A 15,392-nucleotide genomic window follows, 5' to 3' on the forward strand; every position below is an offset into this window, starting at 1 on the left:
GTCAGTGCGGCAGTATGCCACATATGCGTGCCCACTGGGCACATCGCCGCGTAGGACCGCGAAGAGCCGCACGGACGTGCACGATTGGCTGCGAACCGGTACCGACTGGGCAAACTCCAGCTCGCAGGACTGCTGCGGAGGGCCATGTTCTGCCTCATGGCGCAACAGTATGCAGCACTCCGCAGTTTTCTGCCGTTCTTCTCTTGTCCTTGTCTGTAACACGCTGCTAACGTGACGCCAACGCAGCACAGAACAGAAGGACCTCGATATAGAAGGAGTCCGCCATGGCAGTTCGTGCAACCCGGCTGAAGCGAGTGTTAGGGGCGGTGACTGCGGCCGCGATGGTTGCGGTCGTGGCGGCGTGCGGCTCGAGCGACTCGGGCGGCACCGCATCGGACGGCAGCGTGACGCTGGAGTTCGCCCAGTGGTGGGGGGCCGAGCTTCCGGCCGGTGAGTTCGACAAGATCATCAGCGATTTCACGGCCCAGAACCCGAACATCAAGATCAAGCTGCTGAGTGCGCCGTACGCCTCGACCAAGCAGCAGCTGATCACCGGCGCCGCGTCGAAGACCCTGCCCGACGTGGTGGGCCTCGACGGCGCCTGGGTCAACGACTTCGCCAAGCAGGGCGCGATCACCGACATGTCCAAGCTGATGACCGACGCGAACTACGACGCCGGCCAGCTCGCCAGCCAGGTGCAGATCAAGGGCAAGACCTACATGATCCCGGTGGTCAACTTCGTCTACCCGCTCTTCGTCAACAAGGACCTGTTGACCAAGGCCGGCGTCGCCGAGGTGCCCACCACCCGCACGCAGTTCCTCGACGCCGCCAAGAAGATCAGCGCGACCGGCAGTGACACGAAGGGCTGGGCGCTCCCGCTCGACACCGCCGTCCCCAACGGCGTCCAGAACGACGTCATGTCCTGGCTCTGGGCGTCCGGCGGCAGCATGCTGACCGACGACGGCAAGCCCAACCTGACCAGCCCGCAGGTCAAGAGCACGATCGACTTCGTGAAGAGCCTGAACGACGCCGGCGTCATCGCCCCCGGCTCGCTCACCATGAAAGAGCAGGACAAGGTCGAGAAGTTCACCAACGGCCAGGTCGGCATGATGATCGACTCCCTCGCGCACATCAACCTGATCAAGAAGAACAAGCCGGACCTGAAGTTCGAGGTGGCGGCCCTGCCGGCGGTGGACGGCTACACCGGCAAGCGCGGCATCCCGTACGCGTCGTGGGGCATCGGCATCTCCAACTCCACCAAGCACAAGGCCGAGGCGTTCAAGTTCGTGTCCTACCTGCTCAGCCAGGAAGCCAACGCGAAGCTGAGCACGATCGCGAACGGCTTCCCGGGCAACAAGAACGCCCAGCCCGACTTCAGCAACAGTGACCCGCTGTTCAAGACCGCCTTCGACATCTACCAGCAGGGCTACCCCGCCAACGAGTTCGTCGGCCTGCCCAAGGCCGAGGACCTGATGCGCAGCTTCGACGAGCAGCTCCAGCTCGTGCTGACCGGCAAGACAACTGTCGACAACGCCCTCGCCAAGTCGCAGGAGTCCTGGTCCTCGGCAATCGAGTAGCCCGCCCGGGCGCCGCGCCGGTCCGCCGGCGCGGCGCCCGATCAAGGAGACAGCGATGACATCCATGACGGCACCGAAAACCACGGCGCCCACCGAGGAGCAGGGCACACCCGGACGGACCCGCTCCACCCTGGCCCGGCGCCTGATCCCGTACGGCTACCTGTCCCCCACGGTGCTGTTGATCGTGGTCCTGATGGTGATCCCCATCGTCATGGTGATCAGCTACTCGTTCCGGGACAACGTGATCGTCCAGGAGAACTCGGTGTTCGCCGGGTTCGCCAACTACACCAAGGTGCTCACCGACCCGGACTTCCTGACCGCGCTGAAGAACACCGCCGTTTTCATCTCGGTCAGCACCGTGGCCCACCTGGTCCTCGGCCTGGCCTTCGCGATGATGCTCAACACCCAGTTGCTCAGCGGGGTCACCAAGGCCATCTTCCGGATCGTCTACATCCTGCCCTGGCTGTTCACGATCGCGGTGATCGCCGTCGTCTGGCGGCTGCTGCTCGACCCGTCCGGCGTGGTCAACCACGTGCTGCAAACACTGGGCGTGATCCAGGAGGGCGTGAACTGGCTCGGCGACCCGGCCATGGCGCTCTGGGCGGTCACGCTCGTCAACATCTGGGCCGGCTACCCGTTCTTCATGATCAGCCTGCTCGCCGCGCTGCAGGGCATCCCCAACGACCTGTACGAGGCCGCCGCCGTGGACGGGACGAACTGGTTCCAGCGGTTTCTGCACGTGACGCTGCCCCAGCTCCGGCCGGTGATCGTCAGCATGGCGGTGCTCGACCTGATCTGGACGTCCCAGCAGTTCGCACTGATCTGGATGACGACCGGCGGCGGGCCGCTGCACGCCACCGAGATGCTCAGCACCTACACCTACAAACAGGCGTTCAGCGAGTACGAGTTCGCGACCGCGTCGGCCGCCGCCGTGATCGTGCTGCTGCTGACGATGGTCCTGACCTTCTTCTACGTACGCCAGCAAAGGGAGCGGTGAGACGCATGGCCATCACCGTCAAGACCCGGCGCGCCCTCGCCAAGGCCGCCGTCGTCACCGGGCTCGTCATCGGCGGGCTGTTCGCCGGCCTGCCGGTCCTGTGGTTGCTGTCCACCTCGTTCAAAAGCAACGGCGAGGTGTTCCAGAACCCGCCGAAGCTGATCACCGAGAGTTTCTCGTTCGACGCCTACCGGGAGATCCTGGGCAACGGTGCCCAGCTGCGGTTCTTCCTCAACAGCTACATCGTCGCCTTCGCGGTGACCGTCCTGACGCTGCTGGTGGCCATCCTGGCCGGGTTCGCGTTCAGCCGCTTCACATTTCCGTTCCAGAAGACCATCAACGCCGTGATCGTCAGCGTCCAGGCCGTGCCGCCGATCACGCTCGTCATTCCGTACTTCGGGCTCGTCGTCGCGCTCGGCCTGTACAACACCTATCCCGGCCTGATCCTCACGCACATGGTGTTCACCCTCCCGTACGCGATCATCATGATCACCGCGTACCTGAACACGATGCCACGAGAGCTGGACGAGTCCGTCAAGGTCGACGGCGGCACCAGCTGGACCGCACTGTGGCGGATCCTGGTGCCGATCTCGGTGCCCGGTCTGATCGCGGTCGGGGTCTACACGTTCATGATCTCGTGGAACGAGTACCTGTTCGCGCTCACGCTGACCCGGACCGACGACATGCGCACCGTGCCGATCGGCATTCAGCTGCTCATGGGCCAGCACTCGTACGAGTGGAACCAGATGATGGCGATGAGCGTCCTCGGCTCCATTCCGGTCCTCGTCCTCTTCCTCGTGTTCCAGCGACGGTTCATCGGCGGGCTCACCGCCGGCGCCGTCAAGGCCTGACACCTCTCAGCAACGCAAAAGGCAGTAACCCAAAGGAGAAATACAGAAATGCTGACGACCGGCAAGGCGATCCTGGATGTCGCAAACGAGCACAGCTTCGCCGTGCCCGCCTTCAACATCAGCGACTGGGCGATGTTCAAGGGGATCGTGGAGATCAGCGAGGAGACGAACGCCCCGCTGATCGTCGGGATCCACCCGGACGAGGTTCGGCACATCGGCCGCGAGATGATCGCCGGCATCGTCGAACGTTCGCACAACTCGAGCGTCCCGATCGCGATCCACTGGGACCACGGCGCCACCTACGAGCAGATCCTGCAGGCGGTCCAGTACGGCTTCACCTCCGTGATGATCGACGGCTCGCTGAAGCCGTTCGAGGAGAACATCGCGATCACCAAGAAGGTCACCGACTCCGCGCACGTCCTCGGCGTGTCCGTGGAGGGTGAGCTCGGCACCATCGGCGGCAACGACAGCTACGCCGAGGCCGGTGCCGCCGAGATCATCTACACCGACCCCGACGACGCCGTCACGTTCATCGAGCAGACCGGCGTGGACAGCCTCGCCGTGGCGATCGGCACGTTCCACGGCTTCTACCCGGCCCACCTCAAGCCGGAGCTGAAGCTCGACCTGCTCAAGGAGATCAAGAGCCGGGTGCAGATCCCGCTGGTGCTGCACGGCGGCTCCGGCAACCCGGACGACGAGATCCGCGAGGCCGCGCGGATCGGCATCAACAAAATCAACATCTCCACCGACATCAAGGTCGCCTACCACAACAAGATGCGCGAGGTGCTGGGCAACGACCCGAAGGTGCGCGAGCCGAACTCCATCCAGCCCGCCTGCATCGAGGCCATGAAGGTGGTCGCCGCCCAGAAGATCGAGCTGTTCGGCGCCGCCGGCAAGGGCTCGCTCTACTGACATGGCCGACGCGTCCCGTGTAGTCCTGGGCCTCGGCGGTTGCGTCGACTACGAGTTGCAGCTGACCGCCGGTGTCCTGGAACAGCTTGTCGCCGAGCACGGCATCGGCGCCGCGGAACTGACGTCGCCGGCCAGGGTGACCAGTGAGCGGGACCTCGTGGTGTCGATCCTCGGGTACGTGGCCCGGGGCGGAGGCGGCGAGCACTTCGTCGCCTCCGCCCCGGCGCTTTCGGCCTTCGCGAACCGGTTCCCGCATCGCGAGACCCTCGGCGGCACCTCCGTGCGGGCCGGGATCCTGATGAGCCGGCTCGGCGTGCCGTCGACGCTGCACCTGGTCAGCGTCAACGACACCTTCCGGCGGCTGCTGCCGGCGGACAGCGAGCACACCAACAGCGGCACCGGGGACACCTTCTATCCGCACCTGATCGTGCAGTACGGCAAGGGCCTGCGGGTCCGGGCCGGCGACATCGACATCACCGCGCCGTTCCCGAACCGCCTGATCTACGTCAACGACCCGGCGAACGGCGCCATGCTGCTCACCGACGACCTCGGCGACCGGCTGGCCGACGCGGACGTCTTCCTGATCTCCGGGCTCAACGCCATGCTCGACGAAGCGGAGCTCGACGAGCGGCTCACCGCCCTCAAGGAACACATGCGGCGGCTGCCGCCCGGGGCGGTGACCTACTTCGAGGACGCGGCGTACCACGAGCCCGCTTTCAGCCGCCGGGTCCGGGACGCCCTGCTCGACGAGATCGACGTGTACGGGATGAACGAGGACGAGCTCCAGTCGTACCTCGGGCGCCCGGTCGACCTGCTCTCGGCCGAGGACGTCGCGGACGCGCTCACGGCGGTGCACGCGCTCATCCCGGTGCCGACGCTGGTGCTGCACACGAAGTACTGGGCCGTGTCGCTCGGCGCGGGCGCCTACGCCGATGCCCTCGACACCGGCACCGTCATGGCCGCCACCCGCTACTGCCACGGCGACGACTTCACCGGCGAGGACGTCGAGCGCCTGCGCCGGCTGCCGCGACGGCCCGAGTCCGTCGCCTTCGCGGCGGCGCTGCGCTCGCGCATGGGCGGGAACGTCGACTGTGTCCCCGGCTTCGCGCTCGACGTCCAGAACCCCACCACCGTCGGGCTCGGCGACACGTTCGTCGGCGGCTTCCTCACCGAGCTGGCTCTGAAGGGACACCCATGACCGTCGAGGTACTGCCCGCCAACCAGCCCGAGACGTTCTACCGCGGCGCCGGCCGGATCGCCGGGTTCCGCAACGTGCCGGCGCTGCCCGACCGCCCCGAGGACTGGGTGGGCTCGGTGACCAGCCGGTTCGGGCTCGCCCCGTCCGGGTTGTCCACCCTGGCCGACGGCCGCGTGCTGGCCGAGGCGATCGACGCGGACCCCCGCTGGTGGCTCGGCCCGGACCGCGTCGACACCGGCGTGCTGGTGAAGCTGCTCGACGCCGGCCAGCGGCTGCCGTTGCACGTGCACCCGGACCGCCGCTTCGCCACCGCGCACCTCGCCTCGCCGTACGGCAAGACCGAAGCCTGGGTGATCGTCTCCGCGCGGCCCGACGCGTACGTCCATCTGGGTTTTGCCCGTGACGTGGCGGCCGCCGAACTGGCCGGCTGGGTGCACGGGCAGCAGACCGAGGCGATGCTCGCCGCCACCAACCAGGTCCCGGTCGCGGCCGGCGACGCGATCCTCTGCCCGGCCGGTCTGCCCCACGCGATCGGCGACGGCATCCTGCTGGTCGAGGTCCAGGAGCCCACCGACTTCTCCGTGCTGCTGGAGCACGAAGGTTTCGGCCTCGCCGACGGCCACCTGGGCCTCGGCTACGACCTGGCCCTGCAGTGCGTCGACCGCGGCGCCTGGACGCCGTCGCGCCTCGACGAGCTCCGCGGCACACCGGCGCGGCTGCTGCCCGAGGCCGCGGACGAGTTCTTCGCCGCCCGCCGCCTGCGCGGCGGCGACCGTCTGGAACGTGGCTGCGGCGTGCTCGTCGTCGTGGCCGGAGAGGGCAGGCTGATCGGCGAGAAGGACGACCTGTCGCTCCGGCGAGGGGACACGCTGCTGGTGCCGTACGCCGCCGGTCCGGTCCTGCTGGACGGCCAGGTCGAGGCGATCCACCTCTCGGCGGCCGCCTGACCGCCGCAGCCCCTCAGGCGTGCACGACACCGCCGTCGAGGAGCTTGGACCAGTCAGCGCCCGCCGCCACGGCCTCCAACGCGAAGACACTGACCGACGTGGGCTCGTAGCCGATGAGTTCGACCGCCCGGCTCGGCAGCCGCGCCGGGTCGGCGTGGGCCAGTGCGGACCACAGGTACACGGCACCCCAGATCTGGCGGGGCTCGTTGGAGAACCAGAACTTGCCCAGCATGCCGGGAAGGCCGGTGAACGCGTCCACGGCGTAACCACGCAGGTAGTCGCGCAGCGACGTGGTCGTCTGCTCGGAGCGGGCGAGGTCCCAGGCGACGATCATCAGGTACACGGTGGCTCCTCGGGCTTCGGCGCCGAGCCCAGGCAGAACTCGCCGACGCTCGACTCGGTCAGGCGGTCGTGGCCGGTGGCCTGTGCGAACGCATCGGTGTCGCCCGCTTCGACGGCGCACGGGGCCAGCCGCATGGCGGTCGCGACCGAGTACAGCGTGGAAGTGAGCACGCCGACGTGTTTCAGGGTCAGGGCAAGGGCCATCGACTCGTACTTCCACATCAGCCGGCCGAAGCGGGCGGCGATGACGATCAGCACCTGAGGCGGCTGCTCGGCGCCCATGGCGCGGGCGGCGGCCTGCAGGAGCCGCCGGCGTGGCGGTTCGGCGGCGTCGAGCGCCTCGAGCCGGTGATCGAAGGCGTCGTAGTGGTACATGCCGGGCTCCAGTCCGGCCGCCGAGCGGACCACGAGGTACAGCTCCAGTTCGTGGACGGCGCCACCGGCCGGATACGGGCGGTCCGACGTGTCCCATCCCTGGCTGTCGTCGGTGGAGCGCACCCGGGCGCAGCGGAACAGCAGCTCGCCGAGCTCATCGACGGTGACCGGCGACGACTCGTCGTATGCGCGGATCGAACGGCGCCCCTCAAGGACACCGGTGAGCGTCGGGTCGGTCTCGTGCAGCCGGGCCAGGTCGGGACGCACCAGCGCGACGGTGCGGGTGCTCATCGGCGCCGGCCGGCCGGGCACGGGCGGGAACCGGTCCTTGGCCCACAGGGTCGCGCCGAAGTGGGAGAACCGGGTCGATCCCGCGCGCTCGTACGACTGGCGGCTGCTGTCGTGGAACCACAGCTCGTGCGGGCTCCACTGGGCCTCTGCAAAGGACTCGGTGCCGGCGAGCAGCCCCGCCCGGTCGAGGTCGGCGGCGAGCCGGGCGCTCAACGGCGAATCCGCGGTGAGCGGGCCCGCGAGGAGCGCGGCGATCCGCGGTGCGTGGATGCGGACCACGACCGGTGAGCGGGGCGAGGTGAGCTGCAGGCCGTTGTGGTCGCGCCGCATCACCGCGAACCTGGACAGGGCCGGCGGCTCGGACCGTTCCACCGGCGGCAGTGGCCACCAGTTGCCTTTGGGGATCACCGTGTACTGGGCGACGCCGCCGTGCAGGACCGTGACGGCCAGCCAGCCCCGCTCACGCAGCCGGTCGACGAGCCCGTCCACCGGCGCGGCTGAGGCATGGTCGGCGGCGATCTCGGCCAGTACCGACGGATCGCAGCCGCCCGCGGACAGTCGCCACAGCACGGCCCGCTGGCCGTCGAGGACGCCGAGCGGCTCCGCCCGGGGCCAGCTCACCAGGTGGTGCCGGCCGTCCTCGCGGGTGACCCCGTGCACGCCGAGGCGGAGAGCGAGGCGTTCGGAGAGCTGTGCCGGTCCCTCGTCCGAGTCGTCCAGGGGCCGCAGCCCGGGGACGAGACGGCCCATCGAGGCACCGGTGGGGCTGCGCCGTGCCGTGTCGACCGCGGACACGCCGTGCAGGCGTTCGGCGGTGTTCGCCGCCACGTGGCACAGCAGGAAGCGTTCCGACGGGGTCAGGCCCACCCGGGTCAGGAACAGATACAGGTAGTTGAGCATCAGGCGGTGCTGGGCGAACCAGACGGTGTCCCGCACGTGCGCCTCGAACTCGGGACTGTCCGCGGTCGCCGCGTGGAACGCGCTGGCCTGGCCGAGCTGCGCGCTCAGCGCCGCGTGTTCGGCGCGCGCCTCCGGTGGCGGGTCCAGTGCGATCATGCCGGCGTCGACGAGGGCGCCCGCCCGGTCGCGGAACGGTGTGACGGTGCGGACCCAGCGTTGGACGAGGGCGTCGCCGTCGTCGTGGTGGACGGCGGCGGCGACCGCCTCGGCGCGTGCGGTGAGCCGGTCGGCGTTCGCCGCGAAGTAGCCGTCCCAGGCGGGGCGCAGCCCGCCGCCCTCGGGCCAGGTCGACAGGAACGCCTCGGCGTGGGACCGGAACGACACGAAGCTCCAGCTGAGGTCCGCCCCGCAGAGCGCCTCGGCGGTGGCGATCAGCAGGTCGAACGCGACCGCGGGGAGCTGGCGGCCCTCGCGGCGCAACCGCAGCACGTCGAAAGCGAGGCCGGTGGTCCGCAGGTGGAACTCCGCGAGCAGGTCGGCGGCCGCCACGCTGCCGAGCATGTGCAGCCGCCGGTCGTGGCGGGCGTGCAGGACGGTGTTGTTCGCCGGCCAGGGCAGGAGCGGACCGGGGTCCTGCTCCAGCTCGGCCAGGCGCCGGTGGCTGTCCAGCGCCGCGGCCGGGTCCAGGACCGTCCGGGACGGGTTGTCGCGCAGGTAGCCGCCGATGCGGTCGTGGACCAGCGGGGAGACGACGTCACGGAACACGTCGGCGGGTGCGCGGACGTGCAGCCGCAGGTGCGGGCCCTGCCGCCAGTGCGGCATGAAGTAGGCGTCGGCGTGCGGCGCGACCTGGGCGAGGAGCGGCTGCACGGCGTCGAGCAGCAGGTCACGCGGGTCGTCGTGGTAGTGGATGTGCACGCTCTGCCACCCGGTCACCGGGGCACCTCCAGCTCATGCACCGCCCGCACGGCCATGTCCCGCACGTACGCCTCCTGTCCGACCGTGAGTCCGAGCCGGTTGCAGAACAGATGCGCGCAGATGTCGAGGACCGGCAGCACACCGTTGCCGGCCGCGCCGGTGCCCTCCCAGCCGCGGGCGGGCGGCGTGAACCGGCCGGCGTGCAGCTCCGCGGTGAGGCCGTCGCGCAGCCGGGTCACCGAGGTGGCCCAGCCGCCGAGCACATGCTCCGGCGGAAGGGTGCCGGTGGCGGCGATGACCTGCCGCACCTGACCGGTGATCGCCATGAGGCGGTCGTGTTGCCGCGCGAAAGCGTCGTCGGGCGCGGGGACCGGGCCGGGCATGATCCGCAGCAACGGTGCCAGGGTCGCCGGATCCGGTTGGCAGACCAGCCAGGTGGTCAGGATCGCGCAGAGGGCGACCGTCACGCGCTGGGCCGGCGGCGTCCTGGGCAGCACCCGCAGCGCGAGCAGGCTGGACTCGACGAAGTGCCGCTCGACGGCGTCCATCGCGGCGCCCGTGCCGTAGCGTTCGGGTTCGCGGCGGTAGGGCACGAAGTGGGCCGTGTTCTCCGGCCGCAACCGGCGTGCGTAGCCGGAGCGGCCCTCCCACCGGGCGGCGAGCGCGGCCCGGTGCGCGTATGCGGCCTGGGTGTCCTCGCCGGTGAGCGGACGGCCGCCGAGATGGTCGCGGCACCGGCTGCCGAGGCGGGCCGCGAGCCGTCGACGCGACGCGCCGGGCGCCGGTCGGACGCGCAGCCGCAGGTGGTTGCCGCCCTCCCAGTACCGCAGGAAGAACACCTCCTCGGCGAGCTTCTCCTCACGCAGCTCGTCGAGCAGGGCGGGCACGAGGTCGACGAGCAGCGGGTCCAGGTCGCCGCGCTGGAACAGGTGGATGCTGAGCCAGTCGTGTCCGCTCACCCGGTACCCCCCGCCGCGGTCAGTTCGAACATGAGCTCGGTGACCCGCTCGGCGGCGTCCTGCGGGGCCGGCAGGGCCTCCTCGAAGGTGACCAGGCCGGACCAGTCCGCGAGGAGCCGGTCGAGGTTCTGCACGGCGTACCAGTTGGCGAGGTCGACGTACACCGGCTTGCGGGCCTTCGTGAACGCCCGCTGACCCCAGGCCTGCTCCGGGTCCCACAGCCGCACGTAGGAGGCGCGGGGGATGCCGGTGTCGCGTTGCCAGCCCAGCAGCCGTCGCAGGTGGCGGGCGGCGGTGTCGCCGGGACGTTGCCGGGGCACCGCGGCGGCGGGCACCAGCCAGCGGGCCCGCTGCAGCACGACCCGTCCGACCTCGACCCGGGGCAGGAGCGTCGGCGCGGTGACCGTCGCCGGGTCCAGCAGCGGGCCGAGCACCGGCCAGGCCGGGTGGACGAGGTATGCCGGGCCGAACGCGGCGAGCAGCAACCGCGCGGCGGGCGGCAGCAGGAGGTCGGCCATCATGCCCGCGTGGACGGGGATCACCTGGCGGCCGGTGCCGGCGTCGAAGAGCTGCGGCAGCCCGTTCTCCGGGTCCGGGCGGACCCGCAGCGCGCCGAGGGCGATCCGGTGCCGCGGCGGGCGGGTGTCCTCCGCGCCCGGGTACGAGATCTCGTGGGCCGACAGGGCGACATGAAGGTTGAGTGCCGACCCGAACAGCCCGGCCAGTTCCGCGACGATCGGCCCGTCGGGCTGGTCCGCGATCGGCGAGGCCGCGATCGGCGCGCCGCTCGCGCGCCCGGCGAGGTGCGCCCACCGGCCGCGGCCGCGGCCATGGCCGCCGGTGATGACGTTGACCGCCAGGCCGGGCCCGCCGGCACCGGGGACGGCCTGGCCGTAGCAGGTGATCGAGGCCGGCGCGGTCACCCAGGCCGGCCAGGTCTCTGTCAACCGCCGCACAACCTCGGGGTCCACCCACAGCGGTCCGGTGAGCGCCGCGATCGACTCGGTGAGCAGGGCGTGCAGCCGTGTGTGCCGCTCGACCGGGCTCGTCGCCAGTTCCGCGGCGCCGACCGTGTAGTCGCCGCGCAGGTACGCGGCGAGAGGGGTCTGCCCGGCGAGCTCCCGCTGGACACGCTCGTGCAGGTCCAGGAACGCGACGTCGGGGGCGGATCCGAACCACGGCGTCCAGCGGTCTGCGAGGGCGAGGCGGGTCGGCAGCATCGGGTCGTGCAGCCCGAGCCAGCGCCGGACGACGTCGAGGTCGTCCAGCACCGGCCGCCACACGCGGGACTCCAGGCGGGCCGGCGCCGCGGTCTCCACGACGTGTTCATGGCAGGCGAACCGGTCGAGCCGGTCGGCGTCCGGCCAGTCCGGCACGGCGAACTCGCGGCCGAGCCGCACGGTGTGCGCCACGGCGGTGGCGAGCCGTTCGCGGTGCGCGGCGAGCTCGGTGTCGCCCCCGAGCGGCGACGGGACGCTCATCAGCCGGTCCAGTTCGCGCAGCGGTCGCACGTCGGCACCTGTCGCGTCGAGCCAGTCGGCCAGGGCGCCGAGCGGCTCCGCGCCTTCGACCTGTGCCGGCGGACGGGCCTCCAGCAGGCCCACGGCGACGAGCCGGTCGACGAAGACGCCGACCTTCCCGGCCTGCGCTGTCCCGGCGGCCGCGAGGTGCCGCACCACGTCGGCGGTGGTGGCCTGCCGGTCGCGCACGACGTCGAGACAGGCCAGCACGGCGGGCGCGGCGCCCATGGTGACGATCGTTTCGCCCGTCCCCAGGAAGCGGAGCACCTCGCCGGCCCGGTGCAGGCTGGGGTTGACCCGCAGTACCAGCGTCGCCGCCAGCTCGGGACGGGCCGACAACGCCCGGACCAGCCGCGCGACGAGCACCCGGTCGAACTCCAGCACCGACGATGCCGGCACCGCATCGGCGCCGGCCGGCGGAGCGTCGTCGTCGAAGCGGGCCAGGCCGATCCGGGCGAACGAGCTGTACGGGCTGGTCTTCGCGGCGGCCCGGCCGAGGAACGCGACCAGTCCGCCGATGGCCCGGGTGCGGGGCCGGTGACCGTCACGGAGCCAGCGCCGCAACGCGGCCGACAGGTCGGGACTCGCCTGCGCCAACGCCCGGCGGAACTCCGGGCGGCCGGCCGCGTCCCGGATGCGGGTGGCGACCTCGCCGGCCTCGACGCCGAGGAGCGGATCGAGGTCGGCTTCCGCGCCGAGGCGGGCGGCCCGGTCCGCGTGCCAGGCATCGATCCGGCAGAGCAGGGGTGCGGGCAGGGCACCGCGGATCCGTGGGCTCTGCGCCGGGCTTCCGGCCGAGGAGCAGCGCACGCTGGTGCAGCTCGTCGCCCTGCTGCTGCGCCACGACTGCGCCCGCGACGCGGCACAGGACGACCGGGCCTCGCCGCCCGAGGACCCGGGCCGCAGCCGGGTCCTGCTGAGGAGCCGGTGGCCCGCGGCGGCGCCCATCGTGGCCGCGGCCGCTCGGACGTTGCTGCGCTCGGGGATGCCGGCGATCGACATCGCGGCAGACCTGCCCGGCAGCGACCGCGCCGCTCTCGAAGCCGAAGCTGCGACGGGCTGCCCGGCCACGCTCAGGTTCGTATCGGGGCAGACCGCCGGCCACGGGTACACAGCGGTCGTCACGGTCGAGCCGATCGGGGGTCCTCACGAGGACCCCGGCGAGGTGACGATCCCGGCCTTCGTCGGCGACGGCGTCGTGGTCATCGGCCCCGCCGCCGGTGCCGATGCCGGCCCCTGTCCGGCCTGTACGCGGCGGCGGCTGCTCGCGAACCGTGACCCCGGCGCCGCGGCCCCGGCCGCGCCGGACGTCGCGCGTGCCGCGATCGCGGGGACGCTGCTCGGCGCCGAGGTCCTGGCGACCGTCAGGGCCGGCCGGCCGCACCGGCCCTCCCCGGCGGTCCTGGTCCTCGACCTCGCCACCTGCGAGACCCACCGGGAGCGGCTGCTGCCGCACCCCGGCTGCGACCATCCCGGTGGCCTGGCCGGGTTCACCGACGACGCGACAGCGGCGGATCTCGTCGCGCCGCACGTCGGGGTCCTGGCCGGGTTCACCGACGACGCGGCGGCGCAACTGCCGCTGCGGGTCGGTGCCGTCCGCCTGGCACACCCCGCACAGACGGTCGTCGCCTACGACCCGTCCACAGTGGACGCGGCCCGGGACGCCGCCGTCCGGGCGGCGGTGGCCCGCTACGCCGAAGCGGTCCTGCCCGACCGGCCACTGCGGTGGACACCCGCCCGGACGCCGTTCACCGGTAGCCGGAACACCGCGCCCGAGGGCCCGTCCAGGGCAGGAGTCGGGGTCGGCGCCGGCCTCGCGGATGCGGTCACCGCCGGGCTGTGCCACGTCCTCGCGGACGACGCGGCACGAACCGGGCCCGGCCGTCCCGTCGAGCCGGTGGCGCTGTACGCGGGCGCGAGCCGGCCGGACACCCTGGAAATCCTGGTGCGCACCGCCGCGCGGGCCGGGTTGCCCGTCCGGCTGTCGGTGCCGGCCGACGCGGCGATCCCCGTCGTGGTGGCGCGGGCCCCACGGTCGACGCCGGCCGTGGGGTGGGGTGACGACCTCGCGGCGGCCGCGACACAGGCGTTGTTGTCACTGCTCGGCCCGCGGCAGCTCGCCGGCGACGGCTGGCCGCAGCCGGTGCTCGACACCGGCGCCCTGCTCCCGGCCGTCGAGCGGTGGTTGCGCGAACAGCACCGGGACGCCTGGTTCGCCGACATCACCCCGGTGGACATCGGCCGCACGGGCCTCACCGTCGTGCGGGCGCTCCTCATGTACCGTCGACCGGAATCTTGACGAGCAGCGCTGGCCCGTTCCCGGCGGACCGCCGATCTCGTACGGTTGTGCCAGGCTGGTGGCTTGACGGTGGCCGGAGAGGGGTTCAGTGGTGTTGCCGGAGTGGGTGCCTGACGGGGTTGACATCACCACACCGAACGCGGCGCGGGTCTACGACTACGCGCTCGGCGGGTTCCACAATTTCGAGGTCGACCGCAGGTTCGCCGAGGACGCCGAACGCGCCTGGCCCGGTGTCACCCAGCTCGCGCACGACAACCGCGCCTTCCTGGGCCGGACGGTGCGGCGGCTGGCCGGCACCGGGATCCGGCAGTTCCTGGACATCGGCTCGGGGATCCCGACGCTGGGCAACGTCCACGAGGTGGCGCAGCACGCCGCCGCGGACGCGAGAGTCGTCTATGTCGACATCGACCCGATCGCCGTCGCGCACAGCCGGCGGATCCTGACCGGCAACCGGTATGCCACCGCGATCCAGGGCGATCTGCGCCGGCCGCAGGACATCCTCACCCACCCCGAGGTGGCAGACCTGCTCGACCTCTCCGAACCGGTCGGGGTGCTGATGGTGGCGGTACTGCATTTCATCGGTGACACCGACAACCCGGCCGATGTCCTGCGGCAGTTCGCCGACGCCACCGTGACCGGTAGCTGCATCGCGTTTTCACACGCGGTGCCGGCCGTCGACGCGGCGGGACAGGAGAACGTGCGACGGCTGTACCAGCGCACCCCGACATCCCTGCACGTGCGCACCCCGTCCCAGGTGGCTGACCTGTTCGCCGGGTGGCAGATGCTGGATCCCGGCCTGGTGCCGATCAGTGACTGGCATCCGGATCCCGAGGACGCCGAAGATGCTCCGCAGCGTTCGGCGGTCGGTGGCGTGGCCCGCAGGGCCGTCACCGTCTGACGTGCGGCGGCTGCCCTCCCGCTCACCCGTTCGGCGGACGGGTCTGGTGCGCGATGGCCGCCGGGGTCGAGAATGCGAGACGGAGGCCCTCGCCGACTGCCGATCCGCCGCGGAATGGAAGGGCACACTTTTGCCGCAGTCGACCATGGATATCGCAGGCACCGGCGTAGCACGGGCCGTGGCCAGGCATCAGCGCGCTGCGTCGTCGCGATGCCGATCCGGCCGCAGTCCTCGCCGGAGGTCACGCCGCGAGCACCGCGACCTGTGACGGAGCCCCAGCCCAGCGCTTGGGCCGACCTGCCGCCGGGATCCGGACCAGAGCTCGCCTCGCCGGCAGCCGACGATCGGGTTGCCGCGTTCGCGGAGGCTTGGGAGCGCGGTCTTCCCAGGACGACCTTCGTGTCCGGC

General features: G+C 71.4%; 12 protein-coding genes. 8 read left to right on the forward strand and 4 right to left on the reverse strand.

Annotation, left to right across the window (positions count from 1 at the left end; translation table 11 throughout):
- Positions 1–284: 284 nt before the first annotated feature.
- The 6 genes from ABZS58_RS35700 to ABZS58_RS35725 are packed head-to-tail and all read left to right on the forward strand — an operon-like array spanning position 285 to position 6,482.
- Complete coding sequence (locus ABZS58_RS35700) at positions 285–1,577, forward strand: sugar ABC transporter substrate-binding protein (RefSeq protein ID WP_354787680.1); 1,293 nt, start codon at positions 285–287, stop codon at positions 1,575–1,577.
- 55 nt (positions 1,578–1,632) lie between these two features.
- Entirely contained in the window at positions 1,633–2,574 is a 942-nt protein-coding gene (locus tag ABZS58_RS35705; protein WP_354787681.1) for a sugar ABC transporter permease, read from the forward strand.
- Positions 2,575–2,579: 5 nt separating this feature from the next.
- Positions 2,580–3,425, forward strand: a complete 846-nt coding sequence (locus tag ABZS58_RS35710) for a carbohydrate ABC transporter permease (protein WP_354787682.1) — start codon at positions 2,580–2,582, stop codon at positions 3,423–3,425.
- Positions 3,426–3,473: 48 nt separating this feature from the next.
- A complete protein-coding gene (locus tag ABZS58_RS35715) occupies positions 3,474–4,337 on the forward strand; it encodes a ketose-bisphosphate aldolase (RefSeq protein ID WP_354787683.1) in 864 nt (287 codons plus the stop codon).
- A 1-nt stretch (position 4,338) separates the two neighbouring features.
- Positions 4,339–5,535: an ADP-dependent glucokinase/phosphofructokinase gene (locus ABZS58_RS35720; protein WP_354787684.1), complete on the forward strand. Its 1,197-nt coding sequence runs from the start codon at positions 4,339–4,341 to the stop codon at positions 5,533–5,535.
- Complete coding sequence (locus ABZS58_RS35725; protein WP_354787685.1) at positions 5,532–6,482, forward strand: class I mannose-6-phosphate isomerase; 951 nt, start codon at positions 5,532–5,534, stop codon at positions 6,480–6,482. Before ABZS58_RS35720 ends, ABZS58_RS35725 begins: the two co-directional genes overlap by 4 nt.
- 13 nt (positions 6,483–6,495) lie before the next feature.
- Here the strand turns inward: ABZS58_RS35725 and ABZS58_RS35730 are convergent, their stop codons facing one another.
- The 4 genes from ABZS58_RS35730 to ABZS58_RS35745 are packed head-to-tail and all read right to left on the reverse strand — an operon-like array spanning position 6,496 to position 12,597.
- The gene (locus ABZS58_RS35730) at positions 6,496–6,825 is read right to left on the reverse strand and encodes a hypothetical protein (protein WP_354787686.1); all 330 of its coding nucleotides are present in this window, start codon (positions 6,823–6,825) and stop codon (positions 6,496–6,498) included.
- Positions 6,816–9,326 (reverse strand): thiopeptide maturation pyridine synthase, encoded by a 2,511-nt coding sequence (locus ABZS58_RS35735; protein WP_354787687.1) that lies wholly within the window; start codon positions 9,324–9,326, stop codon positions 6,816–6,818. Before ABZS58_RS35735 ends, ABZS58_RS35730 begins: the two co-directional genes overlap by 10 nt.
- Complete coding sequence (locus ABZS58_RS35740; RefSeq protein WP_354787688.1) at positions 9,323–10,267, reverse strand: lantibiotic dehydratase C-terminal domain-containing protein; 945 nt, start codon at positions 10,265–10,267, stop codon at positions 9,323–9,325. The genes ABZS58_RS35735 and ABZS58_RS35740 overlap by 4 nt, the downstream gene beginning before the upstream one ends.
- The gene (locus ABZS58_RS35745) at positions 10,264–12,597 is read right to left on the reverse strand and encodes a lantibiotic dehydratase (RefSeq protein ID WP_354787689.1); all 2,334 of its coding nucleotides are present in this window, start codon (positions 12,595–12,597) and stop codon (positions 10,264–10,266) included. The genes ABZS58_RS35740 and ABZS58_RS35745 overlap by 4 nt, the downstream gene beginning before the upstream one ends.
- Before the next feature lie 4 nt (positions 12,598–12,601).
- Here ABZS58_RS35745 and ABZS58_RS35750 point away from each other — a divergent pair, with 4 nt between their 5' ends.
- Positions 12,602–14,086 carry a TOMM precursor leader peptide-binding protein gene (locus ABZS58_RS35750; RefSeq protein WP_354787690.1) on the forward strand — a complete coding sequence of 495 codons (1,485 nt, stop codon included), beginning with the start codon at positions 12,602–12,604 and terminating at the stop codon, positions 14,084–14,086.
- An 88-nt stretch (positions 14,087–14,174) separates the two neighbouring features.
- Complete coding sequence (locus ABZS58_RS35755) at positions 14,175–14,984, forward strand: SAM-dependent methyltransferase (RefSeq protein ID WP_354787691.1); 810 nt, start codon at positions 14,175–14,177, stop codon at positions 14,982–14,984.
- The last annotated feature ends 408 nt before the right edge of the window (positions 14,985–15,392 follow it).

The organism is Dactylosporangium sp. NPDC005555, assembly GCF_040605635.1.
In the GTDB taxonomy this organism is placed as follows: domain Bacteria; phylum Actinomycetota; class Actinomycetes; order Mycobacteriales; family Micromonosporaceae; genus Dactylosporangium.

What these genes read in the sequence shown, in the direction of transcription:
- ABZS58_RS35705 (WP_354787681.1), top strand. Translation starts at nt 1,633, where the DNA reads ATGACATCCATGACGGCACCGAAAACCACGGCGCCCACCGAGGAGCAG.
- ABZS58_RS35715 (WP_354787683.1), top strand. Translation starts at nt 3,474, where the DNA reads ATGCTGACGACCGGCAAGGCGATCCTGGATGTCGCAAACGAGCACAGC.
- ABZS58_RS35725 (WP_354787685.1), top strand. Translation starts at nt 5,532, where the DNA reads ATGACCGTCGAGGTACTGCCCGCCAACCAGCCCGAGACGTTCTACCGC.
- ABZS58_RS35700 (WP_354787680.1), top strand. Translation starts at nt 285, where the DNA reads ATGGCAGTTCGTGCAACCCGGCTGAAGCGAGTGTTAGGGGCGGTGACT.
- ABZS58_RS35710 (WP_354787682.1), top strand. Translation starts at nt 2,580, where the DNA reads ATGGCCATCACCGTCAAGACCCGGCGCGCCCTCGCCAAGGCCGCCGTC.
- ABZS58_RS35720 (WP_354787684.1), top strand. Translation starts at nt 4,339, where the DNA reads ATGGCCGACGCGTCCCGTGTAGTCCTGGGCCTCGGCGGTTGCGTCGAC.